The 20,241-nt window shown below is 63.2% G+C and carries 20 protein-coding genes and 1 pseudogene; 9 read left to right on the top strand and 12 right to left on the bottom strand.

The window, feature by feature from the left end; genetic code table 11:
- Positions 1-40: 40 nt before the first annotated feature.
- Together BBG20_RS16560 and BBG20_RS16555 are read left to right on the top strand one after the other, a co-directional pair.
- Positions 41-421 (top strand): RidA family protein, encoded by a 381-nt coding sequence (locus BBG20_RS16560; RefSeq protein WP_065905223.1) that lies wholly within the window; start codon positions 41-43, stop codon positions 419-421.
- A 70-nt stretch (positions 422-491) separates the two neighbouring features.
- Complete coding sequence (locus tag BBG20_RS16555; protein ID WP_065905221.1) at positions 492-2,471, top strand: peptidase U32 family protein; 1,980 nt, start codon at positions 492-494, stop codon at positions 2,469-2,471.
- Here BBG20_RS16555 and BBG20_RS16550 read toward each other — a convergent pair.
- On the bottom strand, positions 2,449-3,354 hold the full coding sequence (locus tag BBG20_RS16550; protein WP_065905219.1) for a DMT family transporter: 906 nt from the start codon (positions 3,352-3,354) through the stop codon (positions 2,449-2,451). The two genes, BBG20_RS16555 and BBG20_RS16550, sit on opposite strands and share 23 nt — an antisense overlap.
- A gap of 109 nt (positions 3,355-3,463) precedes the next feature.
- Here BBG20_RS16550 and BBG20_RS16545 point away from each other — a divergent pair, with 109 nt between their 5' ends.
- From BBG20_RS16545 to BBG20_RS16535, 4 genes are all read left to right on the top strand, one after another.
- Positions 3,464-3,904, top strand: a complete 441-nt coding sequence (locus BBG20_RS16545; RefSeq protein ID WP_065905217.1) for an Lrp/AsnC family transcriptional regulator — start codon at positions 3,464-3,466, stop codon at positions 3,902-3,904.
- 101 nt (positions 3,905-4,005) lie between these two features.
- Positions 4,006-4,854 carry an NmrA family NAD(P)-binding protein gene (locus BBG20_RS16540; protein ID WP_065905211.1) on the top strand — a complete coding sequence of 283 codons (849 nt, stop codon included), beginning with the start codon at positions 4,006-4,008 and terminating at the stop codon, positions 4,852-4,854.
- 121 nt (positions 4,855-4,975) lie between these two features.
- Complete coding sequence (locus tag BBG20_RS32585) at positions 4,976-5,197, top strand: hypothetical protein (RefSeq protein WP_141697292.1); 222 nt, start codon at positions 4,976-4,978, stop codon at positions 5,195-5,197.
- A gap of 210 nt (positions 5,198-5,407) precedes the next feature.
- A complete protein-coding gene (locus BBG20_RS16535; RefSeq protein ID WP_065905210.1) occupies positions 5,408-5,866 on the top strand; it encodes an REP-associated tyrosine transposase in 459 nt (152 codons plus the stop codon).
- A gap of 428 nt (positions 5,867-6,294) precedes the next feature.
- On the opposite strand, the gene xylB is transcribed toward BBG20_RS16535, so the two are convergent.
- From xylB to BBG20_RS16505, 6 genes are all read right to left on the bottom strand, one after another.
- Positions 6,295-7,752 (bottom strand): xylulokinase, encoded by a 1,458-nt coding sequence (gene xylB / locus BBG20_RS16530; protein ID WP_065905208.1) that lies wholly within the window; start codon positions 7,750-7,752, stop codon positions 6,295-6,297.
- Between the two features lie 15 nt (positions 7,753-7,767).
- Positions 7,768-8,760: a LacI family DNA-binding transcriptional regulator gene (locus tag BBG20_RS16525; RefSeq protein ID WP_065905206.1), complete on the bottom strand. Its 993-nt coding sequence runs from the start codon at positions 8,758-8,760 to the stop codon at positions 7,768-7,770.
- Positions 8,761-8,781: 21 nt separating this feature from the next.
- The gene (locus tag BBG20_RS16520; RefSeq protein WP_065905204.1) at positions 8,782-9,714 is read right to left on the bottom strand and encodes an ABC transporter substrate-binding protein; all 933 of its coding nucleotides are present in this window, start codon (positions 9,712-9,714) and stop codon (positions 8,782-8,784) included.
- A gap of 34 nt (positions 9,715-9,748) precedes the next feature.
- Positions 9,749-10,726, bottom strand: coding sequence for an ABC transporter permease subunit (locus BBG20_RS16515; RefSeq protein WP_065905202.1), 978 nt, complete (start codon positions 10,724-10,726; stop codon positions 9,749-9,751).
- Complete coding sequence (locus tag BBG20_RS16510) at positions 10,719-12,251, bottom strand: sugar ABC transporter ATP-binding protein (RefSeq protein WP_065905200.1); 1,533 nt, start codon at positions 12,249-12,251, stop codon at positions 10,719-10,721. The genes BBG20_RS16515 and BBG20_RS16510 overlap by 8 nt, the downstream gene beginning before the upstream one ends.
- 280 nt (positions 12,252-12,531) lie before the next feature.
- Positions 12,532-13,377: a LysR family transcriptional regulator gene (locus tag BBG20_RS16505; protein ID WP_065905198.1), complete on the bottom strand. Its 846-nt coding sequence runs from the start codon at positions 13,375-13,377 to the stop codon at positions 12,532-12,534.
- A 115-nt stretch (positions 13,378-13,492) separates the two neighbouring features.
- On the opposite strand from BBG20_RS16505, the gene BBG20_RS16500 reads away from it, so the two are divergent.
- Positions 13,493-14,197 (top strand): haloacid dehalogenase type II, encoded by a 705-nt coding sequence (locus BBG20_RS16500; RefSeq protein WP_065905196.1) that lies wholly within the window; start codon positions 13,493-13,495, stop codon positions 14,195-14,197.
- Positions 14,198-14,200: 3 nt separating this feature from the next.
- Positions 14,201-14,989, top strand: a complete 789-nt coding sequence (locus BBG20_RS16495) for an aldolase (protein WP_065905194.1) — start codon at positions 14,201-14,203, stop codon at positions 14,987-14,989.
- Positions 14,990-14,993: 4 nt separating this feature from the next.
- Here BBG20_RS16495 and BBG20_RS16490 read toward each other — a convergent pair whose 3' ends face one another.
- A complete protein-coding gene (locus BBG20_RS16490) occupies positions 14,994-15,992 on the bottom strand; it encodes a M14 family metallopeptidase (RefSeq protein ID WP_065905191.1) in 999 nt (332 codons plus the stop codon).
- A gap of 90 nt (positions 15,993-16,082) precedes the next feature.
- Here BBG20_RS16490 and BBG20_RS33200 point away from each other — a divergent pair.
- Positions 16,083-16,622: pseudogene (locus BBG20_RS33200) on the top strand (TetR/AcrR family transcriptional regulator); the annotation flags it as partial.
- Here BBG20_RS33200 and BBG20_RS16480 read toward each other — a convergent pair.
- The 4 genes from BBG20_RS16480 to BBG20_RS16465 all read right to left on the bottom strand — a co-directional run bounded on the left by BBG20_RS16480 (position 16,578) and on the right by BBG20_RS16465 (position 20,205).
- Positions 16,578-17,576 (bottom strand): DMT family transporter, encoded by a 999-nt coding sequence (locus tag BBG20_RS16480; protein ID WP_065905189.1) that lies wholly within the window; start codon positions 17,574-17,576, stop codon positions 16,578-16,580. The pseudogene BBG20_RS33200 and the gene BBG20_RS16480 overlap by 45 nt on opposite strands.
- Entirely contained in the window at positions 17,573-18,271 is a 699-nt protein-coding gene (locus BBG20_RS16475) for an ABC transporter permease (protein WP_065905187.1), read from the bottom strand. Before BBG20_RS16475 ends, BBG20_RS16480 begins: the two co-directional genes overlap by 4 nt.
- A gap of 7 nt (positions 18,272-18,278) precedes the next feature.
- Entirely contained in the window at positions 18,279-18,983 is a 705-nt protein-coding gene (locus BBG20_RS16470) for an ABC transporter permease (RefSeq protein WP_065905185.1), read from the bottom strand.
- Positions 18,984-19,383: 400 nt separating this feature from the next.
- Positions 19,384-20,205 (bottom strand): transporter substrate-binding domain-containing protein, encoded by an 822-nt coding sequence (locus BBG20_RS16465; RefSeq protein ID WP_371920701.1) that lies wholly within the window; start codon positions 20,203-20,205, stop codon positions 19,384-19,386.
- Positions 20,206-20,241: the final 36 nt, after the last annotated feature.

Genomic DNA, 20,241 nt, shown 5'->3' with positions numbered 1-20,241 from the left:
ACCATGGGCGCCTTTCCTTGACTGCCAACCAGAGGCGCCCATGGCCAACCACGACCTGTCCTACACTCCCGATCCGGATGCCGATTCGATTTCCTCCGACGTCATCGGCTTCAACGGCATCCTGGTCTCCACCCAGATTCCGACCCGCGCCGACGGCAGCCTGGAACTGGGCGATATCACCGCGCAAAGCGAATGCACCCTGCAAGCCTTGAAAGTCGCCCTGGAAAAGGCCGGCAGCTCGATGGACCGGGTGATGCACCTGACCATTTATCTGACCGACATGGCCGACCGCGCCGCCTTCAATGAAGTCTACAAACGCTTCTTCGCCAAGCCCTGGCCCGTGCGCGCGGCTGTTGGCGTCGCCGCCCTGGCGGTCGACGGCATGCGTGTGGAAGTCACCGCGATGGCCGCTCAAGCCTGAAGTGATGCCGGTCAGGCATTTCACGGCTACAATGCGCGCCTCAACCGTGACAAGCCTGACTAAAAAAACTATGTCCTTGCCCAAGCATCACCTGGAATTGCTCAGCCCTGCCCGCGATGTCGCCATCGCGCGCGAGGCTATCCTGCATGGCGCCGACGCCATCTACATTGGTGGCCCGAGCTTCGGCGCCCGCCATAACGCCTGCAACGAGGTGAGCGATATCGCTCAACTGGTGGAATTCGCCCGCCGTTACCACGCGCGCGTGTTCACCACCATCAACACCATCTTGCATGACAACGAACTCGAACCTGCGCGCAAGTTGATCCATCAGCTCTACGACGCCGGTGTCGACGCGTTGATCGTGCAGGACCTGGGCGTGATGGAGCTGGATATCCCGCCTATCGAGCTGCACGCCAGTACCCAGACCGACATCCGTACCCTGGGCCGCGCCAAGTTTCTCGACCAGGCCGGTTTCTCGCAGCTGGTATTGGCCCGTGAGCTGAACCTGCAGGAAATCCGCGCCATCGCCGACGAAACCGATGCCGCCATCGAGTTCTTCATCCACGGCGCCCTGTGCGTGGCGTTCTCCGGGCAGTGCAATATCTCCCACGCGCAGAATGGTCGCAGCGCCAACCGTGGCGATTGCTCCCAGGCCTGCCGCCTGCCGTACACCTTGAAGGACGACCAGGGCCGCGTCGTGGCCTTTGAAAAGCACCTGCTGTCGATGAAAGACAACAACCAGAGCGCCAACCTGCGCGCCCTGGTCGAGGCCGGCGTGCGCTCGTTCAAGATCGAAGGCCGCTACAAGGACATGGGCTATGTGAAGAACATCACCGCCTACTACCGCCAGCGCCTCGACGAGATTCTTGAAGACCGTCCGGACCTGGCCCGCGCCTCCAGCGGCCGTACCGCGCACTTCTTCCTGCCCGACCCGGAAAAAACCTTCCACCGGGGCAGCACCGATTACTTTGTCAGCGACCGCAAGATCGACATCGGCGCCTTCGACACTCCAACCTTCACCGGCCTGCCGGTGGGTGTGGTGGAAAAAGCCGGCAAGCGCGACATGCAGGTGGTGACCCATGAGCCGCTGTCCAACGGCGACGGCCTCAATGTGCTGGTCAAGCGTGAAGTGGTGGGTTTTCGCGCGAACATCGCCGAGCCCAAGGGCGAGTTCGAGGAAGACGGCGAGAAACGCTATCGCTACCGCGTCGAGCCGAACGAAATGCCGGCCGGCCTGCATCAGTTGCGCCCCAACCACCCGCTGAACCGCAACCTGGACCACAACTGGCAGCAGGCCTTGCTCAAGACCTCGGCTGAACGCCGGATCGGCCTGTCATGGGTGGCGCGCCTGCGTGAAGAGCAGTTGCACGTCACCGCGACCAGCGAAGAAGGCATCAGCGCCAGCGTCACCCTGCCCGGCCCGTTCGGTGTGGCCAACAAGCCGGAACAGGCGCTGGACACCCTGCGCGATCTGCTCGGCCAACTCGGGACCACCGAATACCACGCGACCAACATCGCGCTGGATGCACCGCAGGCATTCTTCATCCCCAACTCGCAGCTCAAGGCGTTGCGCCGCGAAGTGATCGAGGCCCTGACCGCTGCTCGCGTCGCGGCGCACCCGCGTGGCGGGCGCAAGGCCGAAACCACGCCGCCGCCGGTGTACCCGGAAGCGCACCTGTCGTTCTTGGCCAACGTCTACAACCAGAAGGCCCGCGACTTCTATCATCGCCACGGCGTGAAGCTGATCGACGCCGCGTTCGAAGCCCATGAAGAAACCGGCGAAGTGCCGGTGATGATCACCAAGCACTGCCTGCGTTTCTCGTTCAACCTGTGCCCTAAACAGGCCAAGGGCGTGACGGGCGTGAAAACCAAGGTTGCGCCGATGCAACTGATCCATGGCGATGAAGTGCTGACCCTGAAGTTCGACTGCAAACCCTGCGAGATGCACGTGGTGGGCAAGATCAAGGGGCATATCCTCGGCCTGCCGCAACCGGGCAGTGGCGTGGCGCATTTCGACCCCGAAAACCTCATCTACCAGGGCACGCACTGACGCTGCGGGAGCGGGGCCACCACCAGCCCCGCTGCAACCCTGCCGCTGCCAGCAGAATCGCCGCCACACCCAGCCATTGCAGCCAGCCGAGGCGATGCCCGAAGGCGATCCAGTCCACCAGGATCGCCGCAATCGGGTAGATGAACGACAACGCGCCGGTGATGGCCGTGGGCAATTTCTGGATCGCGCCGTACAGCAGCACATACATCAACCCGGTATGTACCACTCCGAGCGTGATCAAGGCCGACCAGGCGTTGGTCGAAGCCGGCAGGCTGTTCCAGGGCACCAGCGGGGCCAGGAGTACCGCGCCGGTGGCGACCTGAATCAACGCCATCAAATGCGGCGGCACTTCTTTCAAGCGCTTGATAATCAGTGCGGCAATCGCATACAAAAAGGCCGCGCCCAAGGCCAGGGCGATCCCCGCGAGATAGTCGCCACCGCCCGACGTTTGCTCGCCATGGGCCGTGACAATCGCCAGCATCCCCAGGAACGCCACGCTCAACCAGGCCAGCTTCTGCACGGTGATCTTTTCACCCAGAAACAGCGCCGCCAACAGCACCAACATGAACGGCTGCACGTTGTACACCGCCGTGCTGATAGCGATCGACGCGTGGGAATAGGACTCGAACAACAGCAACCAGTTACCGACGATTGCCACGCCGCTGAGCATCGCCAGGCCGAGTTTCGCCCAACTGAGCAGGTCGCGCCGCAGGTAGCCCAGCAGCGCGCACACCAACAACAGGGCCAGCCCGCCGATCACGCAGCGCCAGAACACCACTTCGATCACTGACACGCCCGACACCAATACAAACCAGCCGATGGTGCCGGAGATCAGCATGGCAGCGACCATTTCCCACGAACCGCGACGGATAGATGTGTCCACGATGGAGGCTCCTCAAATGAGGCTCAATTATGGCAATCTGCTTGGCAGCCGTTCCAGCGACTAAAAAAGGCAAAACCTCGTATTCACCTTTACTAATTAGGCGCCCCCCATGATCGACACCATCGACCAGCAACTGATCGCCGCCTTGATGGACGACTCGCGGCTGTCCCTCAAGGCTTTGGCCGGCATCACCGGGTTGTCCTCGCCGAGTGTCGGCGAACGCCTGCGCCGCCTCGAGGAACGCGGCGTGCTCACCCACTACACCGTCGACATCGACCCCAGACACTTCGGCTACCTGCTGCAAGCCATCGTGCGCATCCGCCCGTTGCCGGGCAAATTGCAGGAGGTTGAACGCCAGATCCAGGCGATCCCCGAGTTCACCGAGTGCGACAAGGTCACCGGCGATGACTGCTTTATCGCACGCTTGCACGTGCGCACCATGGACCACCTCGACACCCTCCTCGACCGGCTGAACGCGTATGCCGAAACCAACACCGCGATCGTCAAGAAAACCCCGGTCAAGCGACGGCTGCCGCCGCTTGCGGATTAGTGACCAGGCGTCATCAACGCAGTGACTGGATAGCTATTCTGTCAACATTTGCCGATCTTTATGCTGGGCTCCACTCATTGGAACCACAGGTATAAAAGCTCATGTACGTCATTACCGGAATCACAGGCAAAGTAGGCGGCGCCCTCGCGCATCACCTCATCGAAGCGGGCCAACCAGTGCGCGCAGTGATGCGTGACGCGGGCAAGGCGACCTACTGGACGGACCTGGGCTGCGAGATAGCATTGGCGCGAATGGAAGATACCCAGGCCCTGACCGAGGCCTTCCGGGGCGCGACGGGGGTGTTCATCCTACCGCCTTCGGATTTCGACCCGCTGCCGGACTTCCCCGCAGCGCGCGCGGTGATTGCCGCCGTCAGCCAGGCACTCCAGGCAGCGGCGCCGAAGAAAGTGCTATGCCTGTCCACCATCGGCGCCCAGGCCCGCGAACTCAACCTGCTGACCCAGCGCACCCTGATGGAACAGGCGCTGAGCGCCCTCGATCTGCCGGTGACCTTCCTGCGCCCGGCCTGGTTCATGGAGAACGCGCTTTACGATGTGATTGCCGCCCGGGAAACCGGCGTCATCCATAGCTTCCTGCAACCCCTGGACAAGGCCGTGCCGATGATCGCCACCGCCGACATCGGCGCCCTGGCGGCGCAGTTGCTGCAGCAGGACTGGGCTGGCCGCCGCGTGGTCGAACTGGAAGGCCAATGGGTCAGCCCCAACGACATCGCCCGCAGCCTGACGCAGATCCTTGGCCGTGACGTTCGCGCCGAAGTGGTCGAGCGTGACACCTGGGAAGCGTTGCTGCGTGCCCAAGGCGCACAAAATCCAACGCCGCGCATGCGCATGGTCGACGGGTTCAACGAAGGCTGGATCTGCTTCGAGCACGATCAGGTGCTCAAGGGCAGCACCTCACTGGACAGTGTGCTGCGCAAGTTGGCTGGCTGAATAGGCTTGTTGTGGTTACAACACTTTATGTGGCCAGCAGGTTTGTTGTGGTGAGCAAACGCTATGTGGCAACCAGGCCTTTTGTGGTGAGCAGGACCTATGTGCTGAGCAGGCCCTTTGTGTGAACAAACTCTATGTAACAAATAGGCCCTTTGTGGTGAGCAGGCTTGCCCTGCGTTGGGCTGCGCAGCAGCCCCAATACAGTCACCACATGTTTCCAGAAAAACTCAATCGTCTGGCCAAGGGGCCGCTTCGCGCCCCAACGCAGGGCAAGCCTGCTCACCACAAAGTTTTTGGTCACCACAAGATTCTGCTCACCACAGAAGGCCTGCTCACCACATGAAACCTACCCATCACATGAAGCCGATTCCCCACAAAAGGCCTGCTCATCCCAACAACCCTGTCTATCACATGAAGCCTGCTTGTCACCTGAAATCAACTTGCCACAACAAGTCCATTTGCCCCGGTGAAACAGACTGACACGGATCTCCCCAGGGGCAGTCCACCTCCGCTGCTAACGTGAAAGTCTCTCATCCCTGCAAGGAGCAACGGATTGTTTCGTCAGCCGAATTCTCACCTTTTACGCCGGGGCCGATACTCGGAAACCGGGCGTGCTTATCTGGTCACCGCCGTGGTCCATCCACGCTTCCCCTTGTTCAGTGACTTTCACCTGGGCCGATTGCTGGTCGCTGAACTCAAAAGAGCCCACGACAGCGGCATGGTCAATTCGTGGGCGTGGGTGATCATGCCGGATCATTTCCATTGGTTGTTCGACCTCAACGACGCGACGCTGGCGGATGTCATGCGCCAGACCAAGTCACGCAGCACATTGAGCGTGAACCGGGCGCGGCGTAGCCGGGAAAGGTTCTGGCAGCGTGGCTACCACGACCGCGCGGTTCGGGTGGAGGAAGACCTTCGCAAGATGGCTCGCTACATCATTGCCAATCCACTGCGGGCGGGTCTGGTCGAGCGTATTGGGGATTACCCGTTGTGGGATGCGGCTTGGCTGTGACCCTGGCCTCTGGGCAAAGAAGGTGTGTTGGGGTGAACAGCTTTGTTGGGGGGAGCAGGCTTTATGGGGTGAGCAGGCCTGTTGTGTGGTGAGCAGCCCTGTTATGGGGTGAGCAGGCTTTATTTGGTGAACAGCCCTTTTATGTGGTGAGCAGGCTCTATGTGGTGAACAGGTTTCCTGTGGTGAGCAGGCTTGCCCTGCGTTGGGCTGCGCAGCAGCCCCATAGGGTTATCCAGACACCCCGGGGCGCTTGGACCAAGGGCCGCTTCGCGCCCCAACGCAGGGCAAGCCTGCTCACCACAAGAAACCTGCAAGCTACAAAACCTGCTCACCACAAGAAGCCTGCAAGCAACAAAGCCTGCTAATCACATGAAACCTACTTCCCACATAAAGCCTGCTCCCCCCATCAATCCCGCCAACACCCCCCCTCAGTCATGCAACCCCCTGGCCGCCGCAAGCAAGCCCTGAAACTTGGCATAGCGAGCCTGCAGCACCAGTTGCTGCGTCGGGTCGGGTTGATACCGGGCCTTGACCGGCAGGCCCACCGCCAGCTTGGCGCCCTGCCCGATGGCCATGAACCCCAGCTTCGCCGCACCAATGCAGGCGCTCAGCTCGCTGCCGTGCAGGGTGTAGATTTCTCGCTGGAGGATATTTGCCAGCAACTGCGCCCAATACACGCTGCGGGCGCCGCCGCCCACCAGGGCGCAGGCCGTCACGTCGGCGCCGGTCGACTGTACCGCGCGCAACGCGTCGAGCAGGCCGAAACCGACGCCTTCCATCACCGCATACCCAAGCATCGCCGGGGTGCAGTCATGGCCCAGGTTCATGAAACCACCGCGCAACAACGGATCGTTATGCGGGGTACGCTCGCCGGCGAGGTACGGCAGAAACAACGGCGTATCCAGCGCTACCGGTTGGCCGATCGGCAACTGCGCCTGCACCTGGTCCAGCAGTGTCTGTTCATCGGCCAGGCCCACCAGCCGCGTGACCCAGCGCAAACAACTGGCACCGGCGAGCATGGCGCCCATGGTGTACCAGCGGTTCGGCAGCGCGTGACAGAAGCTGTGCACCGCACTCGCCGGGTTGCCGGCGGCGTGGTCGGTGATCGCGACAATGGCCGCGCTGGTGCCGAGGGTGATGAAGCCATCCCCCGCATTGATCGCGCCGATACCGACGGCCGCCACCGGGTTGTCACCGCCACCGCCGGCAATCACCACGTCGGGCGCCAGGCCCAAGCCGGCGGCGACCAGACGACCACTCGGCGCGCCGCCTTCGATCAACCGCGGCATCTGCGCGGGCGTCAGGCCGGTGGCGCGCAGCATCGGCTCGAACCACTCACGTTTGGCCACCTCCAGCCACAGGGTGCCGGCGGCGTCCGACATCTCGCTGACGCGCTCGCCAGTCAGGCGCAGGCGCAGGTAGTCCTTGGGCGACAGCACACAATCAATCGCCTGGAACACCTCGGGTTCGTGCCGTTGCAGCCACAGCAATTTGGGTGCGGTGAGCCCGGCCATGGGCAAACTGCCGGTGGCGTCGGCAAACGCCACGCCGAGGTGTTCGGCCTCGGCCACGGCGCGCGAGTCATCCCACAGGATCGCCGGGTACAACACGCGGTCGTCATCCCCCAGCAACACGGCGCCATGCATCTGCCCCGACAGGCCGATACACGCCACGCGGGCATACGCTGGGTGGCGGCGCAATTGCTCCAGCACTTGCAGGCACGCCTGCCACCAGTCTTCAGGGGCTTGTTCGGACCAGCCACTGTGGCGCCGCGACACGCTCAAACGCACCCCGGCATGGGCCAGCACGGCGCCGCTTGCATCCATCAGGATGGCTTTGAGTTCCGAGGTGCCGAGGTCGATGCCGAGGGAAACAGGGGTGTTCATACGCGGGTATTCCAGTCAGAGACAGCCACATGAATTACGCAGTTGCAGGCTCGGCGCCAGGCGCACTGTTTCCGGTGGTGCCTGGGGTGAAGCCATGCGTTGCAGCAGCCGGTGCACCGCGCGCGCCCCGAGTTCCTGGACCGGCTGGGCAATCAGGGTCAGGCGCGGCACAAAAAAATCCGCCCAGTCAAAATCATCGAAGCCCACCAGGGCCATCTGCCCCGGCACCTCGACCTGCGCGTCACGCAGCGCGTGCATGGCGCCGAGGGTCATCAGGTTATTGCCGGCCATGATTGCGGTAGGCGGTACCGGCAAGGCCAGTAGTTGCGCGGTGGCCACGCGGGCCGGTTCACTGTTGGAGCCGCCGTTGACCAGCAGCTGCGGATCGAAATCCACACCCGCCGCCTGCAACGCCGCGCGGTAGCCGGCGACGCGTTCATCGGTGGTCCCCAGGCCCGCCCGCCCGGCGATAAAGCCGATGCGCCGGTGCCCATGTTCGATCAAATGCGTGATCAGCGCCTGGGTGGACAACGTGTTCTCGACCCCGACCTGGTCAAACTGCGGACTCATCATGCGGTCCACCAGCACGGTCGGCACCTCATTGGCCTGCAGGTAGTGGAGCGCCAACGAGCCGGTCGACGGGGCCAGCAAAATCCCGTCGACGCGCCGGTGATGCAGCGCCGTGACCACCCGCAGCTCCTGCTCCGGGTCATCATGGGTGTCGACGAACAGCATCATGTAGCCGTGCCGGGCGCACTCGGTTTCAATCGCGTGCACGGTCTCGCTGAAGTAATGGTTGGACAGCGCCGAAATCGCCACGCCAATCGTGCTGGTACTCGAACGGGCCAGCGAGCGCGCCAGGGTGTTGGGGATATACCCCAGCTCCTGGATCGCGCGCTGCACCGCCTGCACCGTTGCCGGGCTGACTTTGCGTGTGCCGTTCAATACGTGGGACACGGTCGACGACGACACCCCGGCCCTGCTTGCCACGTCATCCATGGTGACCACGACGCTGTTCCTCTCAATGAATCAATGTTTGCTCGACCAGCCGCTGTACGTGCCGACGTTGTCGCGGGTGATCAGTTTTGGCGTGAGCAGGGTAACCGCTTCGGCCGGGGCTTTGTCGTTGAGCAGGTCATTGCCGACATTCACCGCCGTCTGCGCCATGGCCCAGGGGTCCTGGCTGGCGGAGGCCTGGATCTGCGAGTCGGTCTTCAGCGCGTTCTCGATATCCGGCGCGCCGTCCACCGAGGTAATGATGATACCGCTGCGCTTGAGCTGCTTGGCCGCCAGGTCGCTGCCGATGGCTTGCGGGTCGTTGATCGCGAACAGGCCGTCGATTTTCGGGAAGCGCGTCAGGTAACCCTGCATCGCGTTCAGCCCGCCTTCACGCGAACCTTTGCCGTCCTGGTCGTCGGACAGCACCTTGATGTCCGGGGCCTTGGCCAGCGCGGCCTTGCAGCCTTTGACGCGGTCGGTCACGGCAGTCACTTGCGGGCCGTTCTGGATAATCACGTTGCCCTTGCCCGCGAGCTTGTCCACCAGGTATTGGCAGGCCAGCTTGCCGGCTTCGACGTTGTCGGTCTGCACCGTGGCGTTGACGCCCTTGGCGTCCACATCCACCGCCACCACGACGATGCCGGCATCCCGCGCTTTCTTGATCGCCGAGGCCATGGCCGACGGGTCGACGGCATTGATCAGGATCAGGTCGACCTTGGACGAGATGAAGTTGTCGATCTGCGAGAACTGCTTGCTCAAGTCATAGTCGGCCGACACCGAAGTGACCTTCACATTCGGGTTCAGCTCCTTGGCCCGGGCGCTGGCGCCATCGGCCAGGGTCACAAAATACGGATTGCCCAGCGAGCCCATGCTGATGCCCAGGGCCTTGAGTTCGCGGGCTTCGACGGCTTGGGACATCAGCGCAGCCAAGGCCATGACGGGAAAGATGCGTTTAAGGTTCATGCGGGTCTCTCTTGTGATTGTTATGGGGGTGAACTCAGGTCCGTGCACCGGACTGGCGATAGCGATCCAGCGCGACCGCGCCGATGATCACGATGCCCTTGATGATGTATTGCCAGATATCCGACACCCCCAGCAGCACCAGGCCGTTGGTGAGGACCGCAATGATCAGCGCGCCGATCAAGGTGCCGCCGATAGTGCCGACGCCACCGGTAAAGCTGGTGCCACCGAGGATCACCGCGGCGATCGCATCCAGCTCATAGGATTGTCCGAGTTGCAGGCCGTTGGCGGCGAACAGGCGCGAAGCACTCATCACCGCGCCCAGCCCGGCCAGCGCGCCGGACATGGCGTAGACGAACAGCAGCACCTTCCACACCTTGATCCCGGAAAGCCGTGCGGCTTCGGGGTTGCCGCCGACCGAATAGATCTGCACGCCCATCACCGTGCGGCGCAGGATGAACCACGACAGCGCCACCACCGCCACCGCAATGACCACCAGCCAGGGCACGCCGAGGATCGAGTCGTTGCCGATAAACGCAAACGGCAGATCGGGGTTGAATACGGTCTTGTCGTCGGCCAACAGCCGCGCCAGGCCACGCATTGCGGTGAGCGCGCCGAGGGTGACGATAAACGGCGGCAGGCGCATGAAGGCGATCAAGCCACCGTTGACCAGGCCCAGCAACAGGCCAAAACCGATGCCGGCGGCGATCCCGAACATGCCGAACTGCGGCGACATCGACGCTTGCAGCGCCACCACGGCCGAGGCCGCGAGGATAGCGCCCACCGAGAGGTCGATACCTGCGGTCAGAATCACAAACGTCATGCCCGCCGCCAGCACCACGTTGACCGACGCCTGCTGGGTGATGATCGAAAGGTTCTGCACGGTCAGGAAGTTCTCGCTGGCCAGGGCAAAGCCCACCAGCAGCAGGATCAGCACCGGCAGCATGCCCACCGTGCGCATCAGTTCGCGGGCGCGCTCGGCCTTGCCGGGTGTTGCAATCATCGAATCAGCCATGGGCAACCACCTGATCGCCACCGGTGGCGAGGTCAATAATACGTTCCTGGGAAATGACGTGGCCGGAGGCCCCGCCGACTTCGGCCACCAACTGGCCTTCACGCATGATCAGCACGCGGTCGCAGGTACCGATGATTTCCGGCAGCTCGCTGGAAATCACCACGATGCCCACGCCCGCTTGCGCGAGTTGATTGATGATGCGGTAGATCTCGGACTTGGAGCCGATGTCCACGCCCCGGGTGGGCTCATCGAGAATCAGCACGTGCGGCTTGACCTCCAGCAGCCGCGCCAGCAAGACCTTCTGCTGGTTGCCGCCGGACAGCGCGCCGACATTGACCTTGCCCGATGCCACGCGAATCGACAGTGACTGGATCGCAGCCTTCGCGCGTTGCGCGGCGTGGCCACGGTCCAGCACGCCCCCGGCATGCGCGTCCGGCACGCAGGCGCAGACGTTGATGTTGTCGGCCACGCTCATGTCCAGAAACAGCCCCTGGGCCTTGCGGTCTTCGGTGAGGTAGACCACGCCGGCGCGAATCGCGTCCGCCGGGTTGCGCAACTGGGTGATGGTCTTGCCGACCACTTCGAGGGTGCCGGAGGTGCGCGGGTCGGCGGCGAAGATCAGCCGCGCCAGCTCGGTGCGCCCTGCCCCGACCAGCCCGGCGATGCCCAGCACTTCGCCGGCGTGCAGGTCGAAACTGCAATGGCGCACACGCTTGCCATCGGCCATGTCGCGTACGCGCATCACCACGTTGCCGGGGTTGTACGCCGCGTGCTCCTTCTTGTAGAAACCGGAGAGGTCGCGGCCGACCATCATCTTCACCAGGACCTCGGCCGACAGCGCGTCGCGGGTCAGTTCGCCGATGTACTGGCCGTCCCGCAGTACCGAGACACGGTCCGACAGCTCGTAGATTTCAGCCATGCGGTGGCTGATATAGATGATTGCCAGGCCCTGGCTGCGCAGTTGCTTGATCAGCGCGAACAACCGGTCGGTCTCGCGGGATGACAGCGGCGTGGTCGGTTCGTCCATCACCAGGATCCTGGCGTGGGCGTGCAGCGCGCGGGCGATTTCCACCAACTGGCGCTCGGCAATCGACAGGCTGCTGACCGGGGTGGCCGGGGTGAACTCCGCGCCCAGGCGTTGCAACACTTCGCTGCAACCGGCCTGCATGCCCTTGCGGTCGATGGTCCAGCCACGCCGCAATTCGCGGCCCAGGTAGATGTTCTCGGCCACGCTCAGGTTCGGGCACAGGCTCAGTTCCTGATAGATCACGGCGATGCCGAGGGCTTTGGCGGTGGCGGGTGTGAAGGTGGCGACAGGCTGGCCGGCGATGCGAATTTCGCCGCCGGGGTCGGCCTGGTAAGCGCCGGAAAGGATTTTCATCAACGTCGATTTGCCGGCGCCGTTCTCCCCCATCAAGGCGTGGATTTCGCCGGGGTAGACTTTCAGGCCGACATTCTTGAGCACGCGCAGACCGTTGAAGGTCTTGCTGATGCCCTGCATCTCAAGCAAGGGTTCAAGGCTCATGAATGAGCTCCTGCGTTTATTATTTTTGTAGTCGAGTGCTGCCGACTCTATGTCAGATACATTTGCTTACGCAAGCGCTTGCGTCGGCCATTTATCGGCAGGTGAAACGTTTAATCATGGCGATCTGCCAGAAACGCCCCTGCTGCGTGCTATTGAGGGTGAACGTTTCACGCGAGGTGGTAGTCGTGCCAGTCCGGGAAAGCCTGGCCTGATCGGCTCGGTGGGAGGCTGGTTGATCGAGAGCGGCTAAGGGAGGGGTTTCGCTGAGGGAAAACGTGCGCTAGCTGACTGCTGACAGTTGGTCGCGCAGGCATTCGATCAAGCCTTGATGGGTGGCGCTCAGGCGTTCCACACCACTGACCAGCGCCAGTTCCGAAGGCGGCACTGGCGGTAGTTCGGTGCAGATGCGGTGAGTCGGCAGCACCGCGCTCCTGGGCAGGATGCTCAGGCCCAACCCCGAGGTGACGGCGGCTTGGATCCCGGTCAGGCTGTGGCTACCGAACGCCACGCGCCAACTGCGCCGGGCCTTGTCCAGCGTACGAATGGCCCGCTGACGATAGATACAGCCCTGGGGGAACAATGCCAGGGGCAGCGTTTCGACCTGCAGGTCCTGGCCGTGTCCGCAGACCCACACCAAGGGCTCCGGCCAACTGGCGTGACACTCGCCGCTGCCGGCTTCGCGCTTGACCAGGGCGATGTCGATTTCTCCGTTCTCCAACTGACGGCGCAGATCGGTGCTCATGCCGCTGACTGTTTCCAGCCGCGCTTCCGGGCGCGCGCGCACAAAGCCGGAGAGCATCGAGGCCATGCGCGTGGCGTCGAAATCCTCCGGCACGCCCAGGCGCACCGGTACCAGGCGGGCCTCGGTGTTCAACGCATCGCGGGCTTCACGGGACAGGTTCAACAGGCGTCGCGCGTACTGGGTGAGTAATTCGCCGTGCTCGGTGGCACTGACCTGCTGGCCGGAGCGATCACGCACCAGCAACACCTGGCCGACGCTGTCTTCGAGCTTGCGAATCTGTTGGCTGACCGTGGACTGGGTGCGATGCACACGCTCGGCGGCGCGCGTGAAGCTGCCCTCGTCCACCACGCAGACCAAGGTATGCAGCAATTCGAGATCCAACATGCAGGCGCCCCTCATATCGATAATTCAACTGAGTTGGAGAGGTTAATTTAATTTCCCACTGACCGCCAGGTTTCCTAAGCTGACTCGGTCACTCACTCTTTTCGACAGGTGCCCCATGCCACTTGAACATTCCCCGCGCCCGCTCTGGCTGACCTTTGACTGCTACGGCACGCTGATCCAGTGGGACGAAGGCCTGCGCACCGCCATTGAGCGCATCCTTGCGGAAAAAGGCGCACATTCGGTCGACCCCGACACGCTGCTCAGCGTGTATGACCGCCACGAACACACCCTGGAACAAACCCCGCCGCATCGCAGCTTCCGCACCCTGGCGGGCTTGAGCCTGCAGCTGGCCTTCAAGGAACTGGGCCTGCCCGCCAATGACAGCGACAGCGCGTTGCTCACCGACAGCATCAGTGCCATGCCACCGTTCCCGGAAGTGCCGGGCACGCTCCAGCAGCTCAAGGCGCTGGGCTACAAGCTGTGTATCGTCTCCAACACGGACGACGATGTGATTGCCGGCAACGTCGCGCAACTGGGTGGCCACATCGACCGCGTCATCACCGCCCAACAGGCCGGCGCCTACAAGCCCAATCGGCGCTTGTTCGACTACGCGCACGAGCAGCTCGGCGTCGGCCTCGACCACGTGGTGCATATCTGTGCCAGCCCGCACCTGGATCACGCCGCCGCCCGGGACATCGGCTTTCGTTGTGTCTGGATCGACCGTGGCACCGGTCGCCAGTTGCTGGCCGACTACACGCCGGACGCCATCCTGCCGACCCTCGACGGCGTGCCCGGGCTGTTCAAGTCCCTGGGGTGGTGAGCCATGGCACATACCTTTACGCCCTCCTCCCTGGGCCCGCGCGCCGGGCGCTTCAACCTCGACAGCGTGGCTGCCATCGACGCGCGGGTGGAGTTGGCCGCGTGCCTGCAACTGGCGGCGCTGCACGGTATGGAAGAAGGTATCTGCAATCACTTTTCAGCGACGATTCCGGGGCATGACGAGCTGTTCTTCGTCAACCCGTTCGGCTATGCCTTCGAAGAGATCACCGCGTCCCATCTGCTGGTGTGCGATTTCGCCGGCAATGTGATCGATGGCGAGGGCACGCCGGAAGCGACGGCCTTCTACATCCATTCGCAATTGCACCAGCAGCAGCCGCGCATCAAGGCTGCGTTCCACACGCACATGCCCAATGCCACTGCATTGTGCCTGTTGCAAGGCCCGCCGCTGTTGTGGCTGGGGCAGACCGCACTGAAGTTCTACGGGCGCACGGCGGTCGACGCGGACTACAACGGCCTGGCCCTGGACCACCGCGAGGGTCAACGCATCGCGGCGGCGCTGGGCGATGCCGATATCCTGTTCCTGAAAAACCACGGCGTGATGGTGGTCGCGCCGACGATCGCCGAAGCCTGGGATGACATTTACTACTTGGAGCGTGCCGCCGAAGTACAGCTCAAGGCCATGGCCAGTGGTCAACCGCTGAAGCCGATTGACCCCCAGGTGGCGCAGATGGCGTATGCACAGATGCGCGAGGGCGACCCGGCGAGCGCGCGGGCGCACCTGGACAGTGCCATGCGCCGCCTGAAACGGCGCGGCTCGCACTTCGACCTCTGATTGCTTACGGGTCCAGCACGCCGCCGCTGTAGCTGTCGGACAAGCGCGTGCCGGTGAATTTGGCCACCACCGAGCCCTGGGCGACCAGGCGCTCACGGTGGCCGGTGACCATGCGTCCGCGCTGCGCCGCGTGCAGGGGCACTTCCGAGCCAGGGTCGCCGGGACGCCCGATGATCCGTGCGAAGCGCTCGCCCTCTTCGACCCAATCGCCGAGGTATTTTTCGAACACCAGCACACCGGTACGTGGCGCGAGGATCGTCTCCATGCAGCCCATGTCCACCACCTCGCCCTGCCATTCGCCAATGGTCGCGACCGCATCGATCACGCCGCTGATGCACAGCCAGTTCCATAAGGCGTCGGCGTCCTGGCGCGCCAAGGCATCGCTGACATCGGCCTGCCCGCGCAACTCGAGGGTGGCGGCCAACTGCGGCGCGGCGTGGTTGATGATGGTTTCTTCGAAAGAGCCGTCGCCACCGTCATCCCAGACGATCACCACGTCCACTTGCAACGCCGCCGCCAGCGCCAGGCCCTGTTCCGGCCAGAAGCTGCGGTGGATATAGAGGTACGGCAAGGCTTCATCGTCGGTGTGCAGGTCCAGCACCAGGTCGGCGTCGGCGGCCAGTTGCACCAGGCTTTTCTGCCACTGTGCGAGGTTGCTGGCCGGGCGCTGCATGGCCAGCGAATGGTCGAAGGCGCGGTTGAAGTTCTGCCCGGTGGCCTCATGAAAACGCCCGAGTAATTTGCCCTGGCGAAACTGGCCGATGCCGAACGGGTTGGCCTGCGGCACCACGGTCACGCTGCCCCTGAGAAGGCCTTGGTCCTGACAGGCCTGCAAGCGCGGCAGCAACTGGTGCAGCACCAGCATCCCGGCGATTTCGTCGGCGTGCACGCCGGCCTGCAGATGCACGCGGGGGCCACTGCCGTCGCCGTCAAAGCGCCAGGCGCCGATGTGCAGCAGGTTGCCGGCATCACCGGGGACCTGCCACGAAAGGTCTTTTGCCATGCCTTGCCCTCCTCTGATCAATTAACCGCTAGAGATTGAACACATGTTCAACTAACCTGAGCCTTCTGGTCTTTCCTCAAGGGCATTGCCGTGACCACACCCCCTGCAAAACTGCGCCGTGCCGACCCTGACGAACGCCGCGACCTGCTGATTGCCGCCACCCTCACCTGCCTTGCCCGCGACGGCCACGCCGGGATTTCGGTGCGCCGGATTGCCGCCGAGGCCGGCGTGTCGGTGGGCTTGCTCAACCACCACTTCGGCAGCATCGACGCGCTGATCGCCGAGACCTACCACAAGCTGGCCAATGAGTTGACCAGCGCGCTGTGGGCACAGGTCGAGCGGGTCGAAGGCGCCGCCGCGCGCCTGGATGCGTTCCTCAGCGCGTCGTTTTCGCCACGGGTCATGGACCCCGACCTGCTCGGCGTGTGGGTGGTGTTCTGGAGCCTGATCCGTCACTCGCCCCACGTGAACCAGTCCCACGAAAACAGCTACCGCGCCTACCTCGGACTGATCCAGCAACTGCTCGACGACCTGGCCCGCAGCGAGCAACTGGTGATCCACGACAGCCACCTCGCCGCCATCGGCCTATCGGCGATGCTCGATGGACTCTGGCTCGAGGGGTGCCTCAATCCCGGCACCTTCAGCCCCGCCAACGGGCTGCACATCTGCCGCTGCTGGGTACAGGGGTTGCGTCACGGAGCATTCGGCGCCGACCACGTCCTGTGACACCGGGTGCCGTGCACTGAGCATGGCCAGGGTGCCGCTGACGGCGATCAACACTGCGCCGATGATCAGCGAGATATCCATCGAGGTGCCCCAGATCAGGCTCGACAACAGGAACGCCCAGATCAGCCCGGTGTATTCGAACGGTGCGAGCAGCGTCGCGGTCGCGCGGCGGAAGCTGGCAAACAGCAGGAACTGGCCGATACCGCCGACCAGCCCCGCCGCCAACATGCCCAGCCACGACGGCAACGGCGCGGGCGTGTGGGTCCAGGGCAAGGTCACGGCCATGCACACCACAAACACCACATTGGTGATCAGCATCTGCTCCAGCACCGAGGTGGTCGGGTCGACCTGGCGCAGCTGGATATAGGTAAACGCCCAGCACAGCGCGGCCGCCAGGGTCAGCGCGATCGGCAACGGGTCGAGCATGTTGCTCGGACGACAGGCAATCACCACGCCGACAAAGCCGATCAGCAGCGAGATCCACTGGCCACGGCTGGCGCGCTCCTTGAGGATCAACGCCGCGAGCAACGTGACCATGATCGGCGCGGAGAAATACAACGTGGTCATTTCCGCCAGGGTCAGGTCCTTGGCGGCGGTGTAATACAGCAGCCAGGCGAGCAACGACAATAGCCCGCGGATGATCAGCAGCCGGCGGCTCACCGAAGTCCACGCCCGGCGCAACAAACCCATGCGCCCGGCGACCACGCACGCCGCGACCACCACCAGGCTGCGCCAGAACAGAATGGTGAACACCGAGTAATCGGCCACCAGCCATTTGATCACCGCGTCCTGCAGCGCCAGGAACGCATAGGCCAGTGAGCACAGGGCAATCCCCTGCAGCGAGCGATCCGGGTTCATCCGATTGACCTGCGCAGCGGCGTGCCACGGCGTTCGGCGATGGCATAGACGCCTTCGATGAGGAAGGTCAGGCACAGGTAAACCCCGGCCACCAACAGCAACGGCTGATAGATCTGCAAGGTCTGCGCACGCACTACGTTGGCCGCGCCGAGCAGATCGACCACGGCGATGGTCGAGGCCAGCGCGGTGGACTTGAGCAGCATCACCGTTTCCCCTGCCAGGGTCGGCAGCAACAGGCGCATCGCGCGTGGCAGGCGCACCCGCAGCAGGGCCTGGCGCGGGGTCATGCCGAAGGCCGAGGCGGCTTCCATCTCGCCCTTGGGCACCGCCAGCAGGCCGCCGCGAATCACCTCACCCACATAGGCCCCCACCGACAGCACCAGGGCGAACACGATGTACCAATAGCCGTCGCGCAAGAACGGCCAGAGAAAGCTGCCCCGGATCATCGGGAACTGCGCGAACAAGCTGCCCAGTCCGTAGTAGAAAATGTAGATCTGGATCAGCAGCGGCGTGCCGCGCAACACGCTGGTGTAGGCCAATGCGGCACGTGCCAGCCATTTGCGCCGCGACAGGCGGGCCAACGCCACCCCCACCGCCAGGGCAAAGCCCAGCAGCGCTGAAATGACCAGCAGCGACAAGGTCGTCTGCAAGCCCTTGGCGATCAGTGCGGCGTAATAACTTATCCATTCAGGCATGGGCGGCTCACTCGACAACCGGCATCCAGCGACGAATACGTCGCTCCAGGCGCCCGGACAGGTAGTTGGAAGCCAGCGTCACCAGGTAATACAAGGCGGCGGCCGCGAGGTAGAACAACAGGTATTGCCGGGTCGAACCGGCCGCCTGCTTGGCGGTGTAGAGCAATTCGTTGGTGCCGACCACGCTGATCAAGGCGCTGTCCTTGATCAGGTTGATCCACAGGTTGGACATGCCGGCCAGGGCGTACGGCGCCATGATCGGCAAGGTCACCCGGCGAAACAGGCCAAACCCGCTCAAGCCAAAGGCCCGCGCCGCTTCGATCTGGCCATGGGGAATCGCCAGGATCGCCGCGCGAAAGATCTCCGACGCGTAGGCGCCCTGCACCAGCCCCAGCACCAGGATCGCCACCAGCGGACCGCTGATGTTCACCTGCGCAAACCCCAGCCACAGCATCAGCGCGTTCAGTCCCATGGACCCGGCGTAGTACAGCAACAGGATCAGCAGCAGTTCCGGCACCGCACGAAACAGTGTGGTGTAGCCGCGCATCAGCAAGGCAATCGGCCGGGGTGCACTGAGCTTGGCGCAGGCCACCACCAGGCCGATCAACAGCCCTACCGCAAACGCGCCGGCGGAGATCTGCAGGGTCATCCACAAGCCCTTGAGCAGTGCATTGCCCCAGCCTTGATCGCTGAAGCTCAGGAGATCGAACATCGGCTTACTCCACGATTAACGAGGGTTGTGTGATTGCCCTGGGGTGATGTGTGCTTGTGGCATGGGGGCTTGTCCTGTGGCTAGGTTTTTCTTGTGGTGAGAGGGCTTATCCATTGGTTTTGGTTTTCTTGTGGATTGAGAGCTTATCCAGAGGATTTGGTTTTTCCTGTGGAGTGAGGGCTTATCCAGTGGCCTTGGTTTTCCTGTGGTGAGGGGGCTTGTCCCCCGTTGGGCTGCGTAGCGGCCCCAAGAAAAGCGGGAGCGCTGCGCACTCCAACGGGGGGCAAGCCCCCTCACCACAAAAGCCCCCTCACCACAAAAACCACAACAGCCCCCTCACCACAACAGCCACCTCAACACCAAAACCACAACAGCCTCCTAGCCTCCCACTTCTCCAAACCTATTGCGCATACGGGCTCTCACACACCTTGCTGACATACGCCGGCGTGTCGGTGCGTTTGCACGGGCTGACCGACAGGCCGAAGTAATGCTGGGACAGGTCGTCATAGTCCTTGCTCACCAGCAGTTCGCCGATGGCCTTGTCCAGGCGCGCCTTGAGTTCGGTGTCTTCCTTGCGCAGTCCCGCGCCGACGCCCCGGCCGATGATCGGGTCGTACGGCACACTGGCGATATGCGCCAGGCCGCTGGCTTCCGGGGTCTTGACCATCATGGCGATGGCAGTGTCGTCGGCCATCATGTAGTCGATGCGCCCGGCGATCAGGTCGGCGTTGGCCGATTCCTGGGTGTCGTAGTACTTGAGGTCAGCGATATTTTCGTAGTACTTCTTCAGGTAATTGGCGCTGACTGTGGAGATCTGCACGCCAATCAACTTGCCCTTGAGGCCCGCCGGGGAAATCTCCACTTCACTGCCCTTGGGCCCCGCCACGCCCAGCAACGAGTCGTAGTAGGCGCGGCTGAAGGCGATCTGTTTTTCGCGCTCGTCAGTGACCGACATCGACGAGAAAATCACGTCGATCTTCTTCGCCAGCAGCGACGGGATAATCCCATCCCACGCCACTTCCTTGATCTGACACTCGGCTTTCATGCCCTCGCACAGCTTGTGGATCAGGTCCACTTCAAAGCCGGACCACTGGCCGTTGCCGCCTTTCACCGTGAACGGCGGATAAGGTTCGGCCGCAACGGCAAACACGATAGGTTTCTCGGCCGCCAGCGTAAAACCTGCGGCCAACATCAATACTGCTCCGCCCAACCAGCTTGCCATGGGTTTGAATGTCATGATTTGCCCCGTCTTTTTATG

The sequence above is a fragment of the Pseudomonas aylmerensis genome (assembly GCF_001702265.1).
Taxonomy (GTDB): Bacteria; Pseudomonadota; Gammaproteobacteria; order Pseudomonadales; family Pseudomonadaceae; genus Aquipseudomonas; species Aquipseudomonas aylmerensis.
The sequence above is the reverse complement of the archived record's forward strand: the minus strand, read 5'-3'. Positions and strand labels throughout refer to the sequence as shown.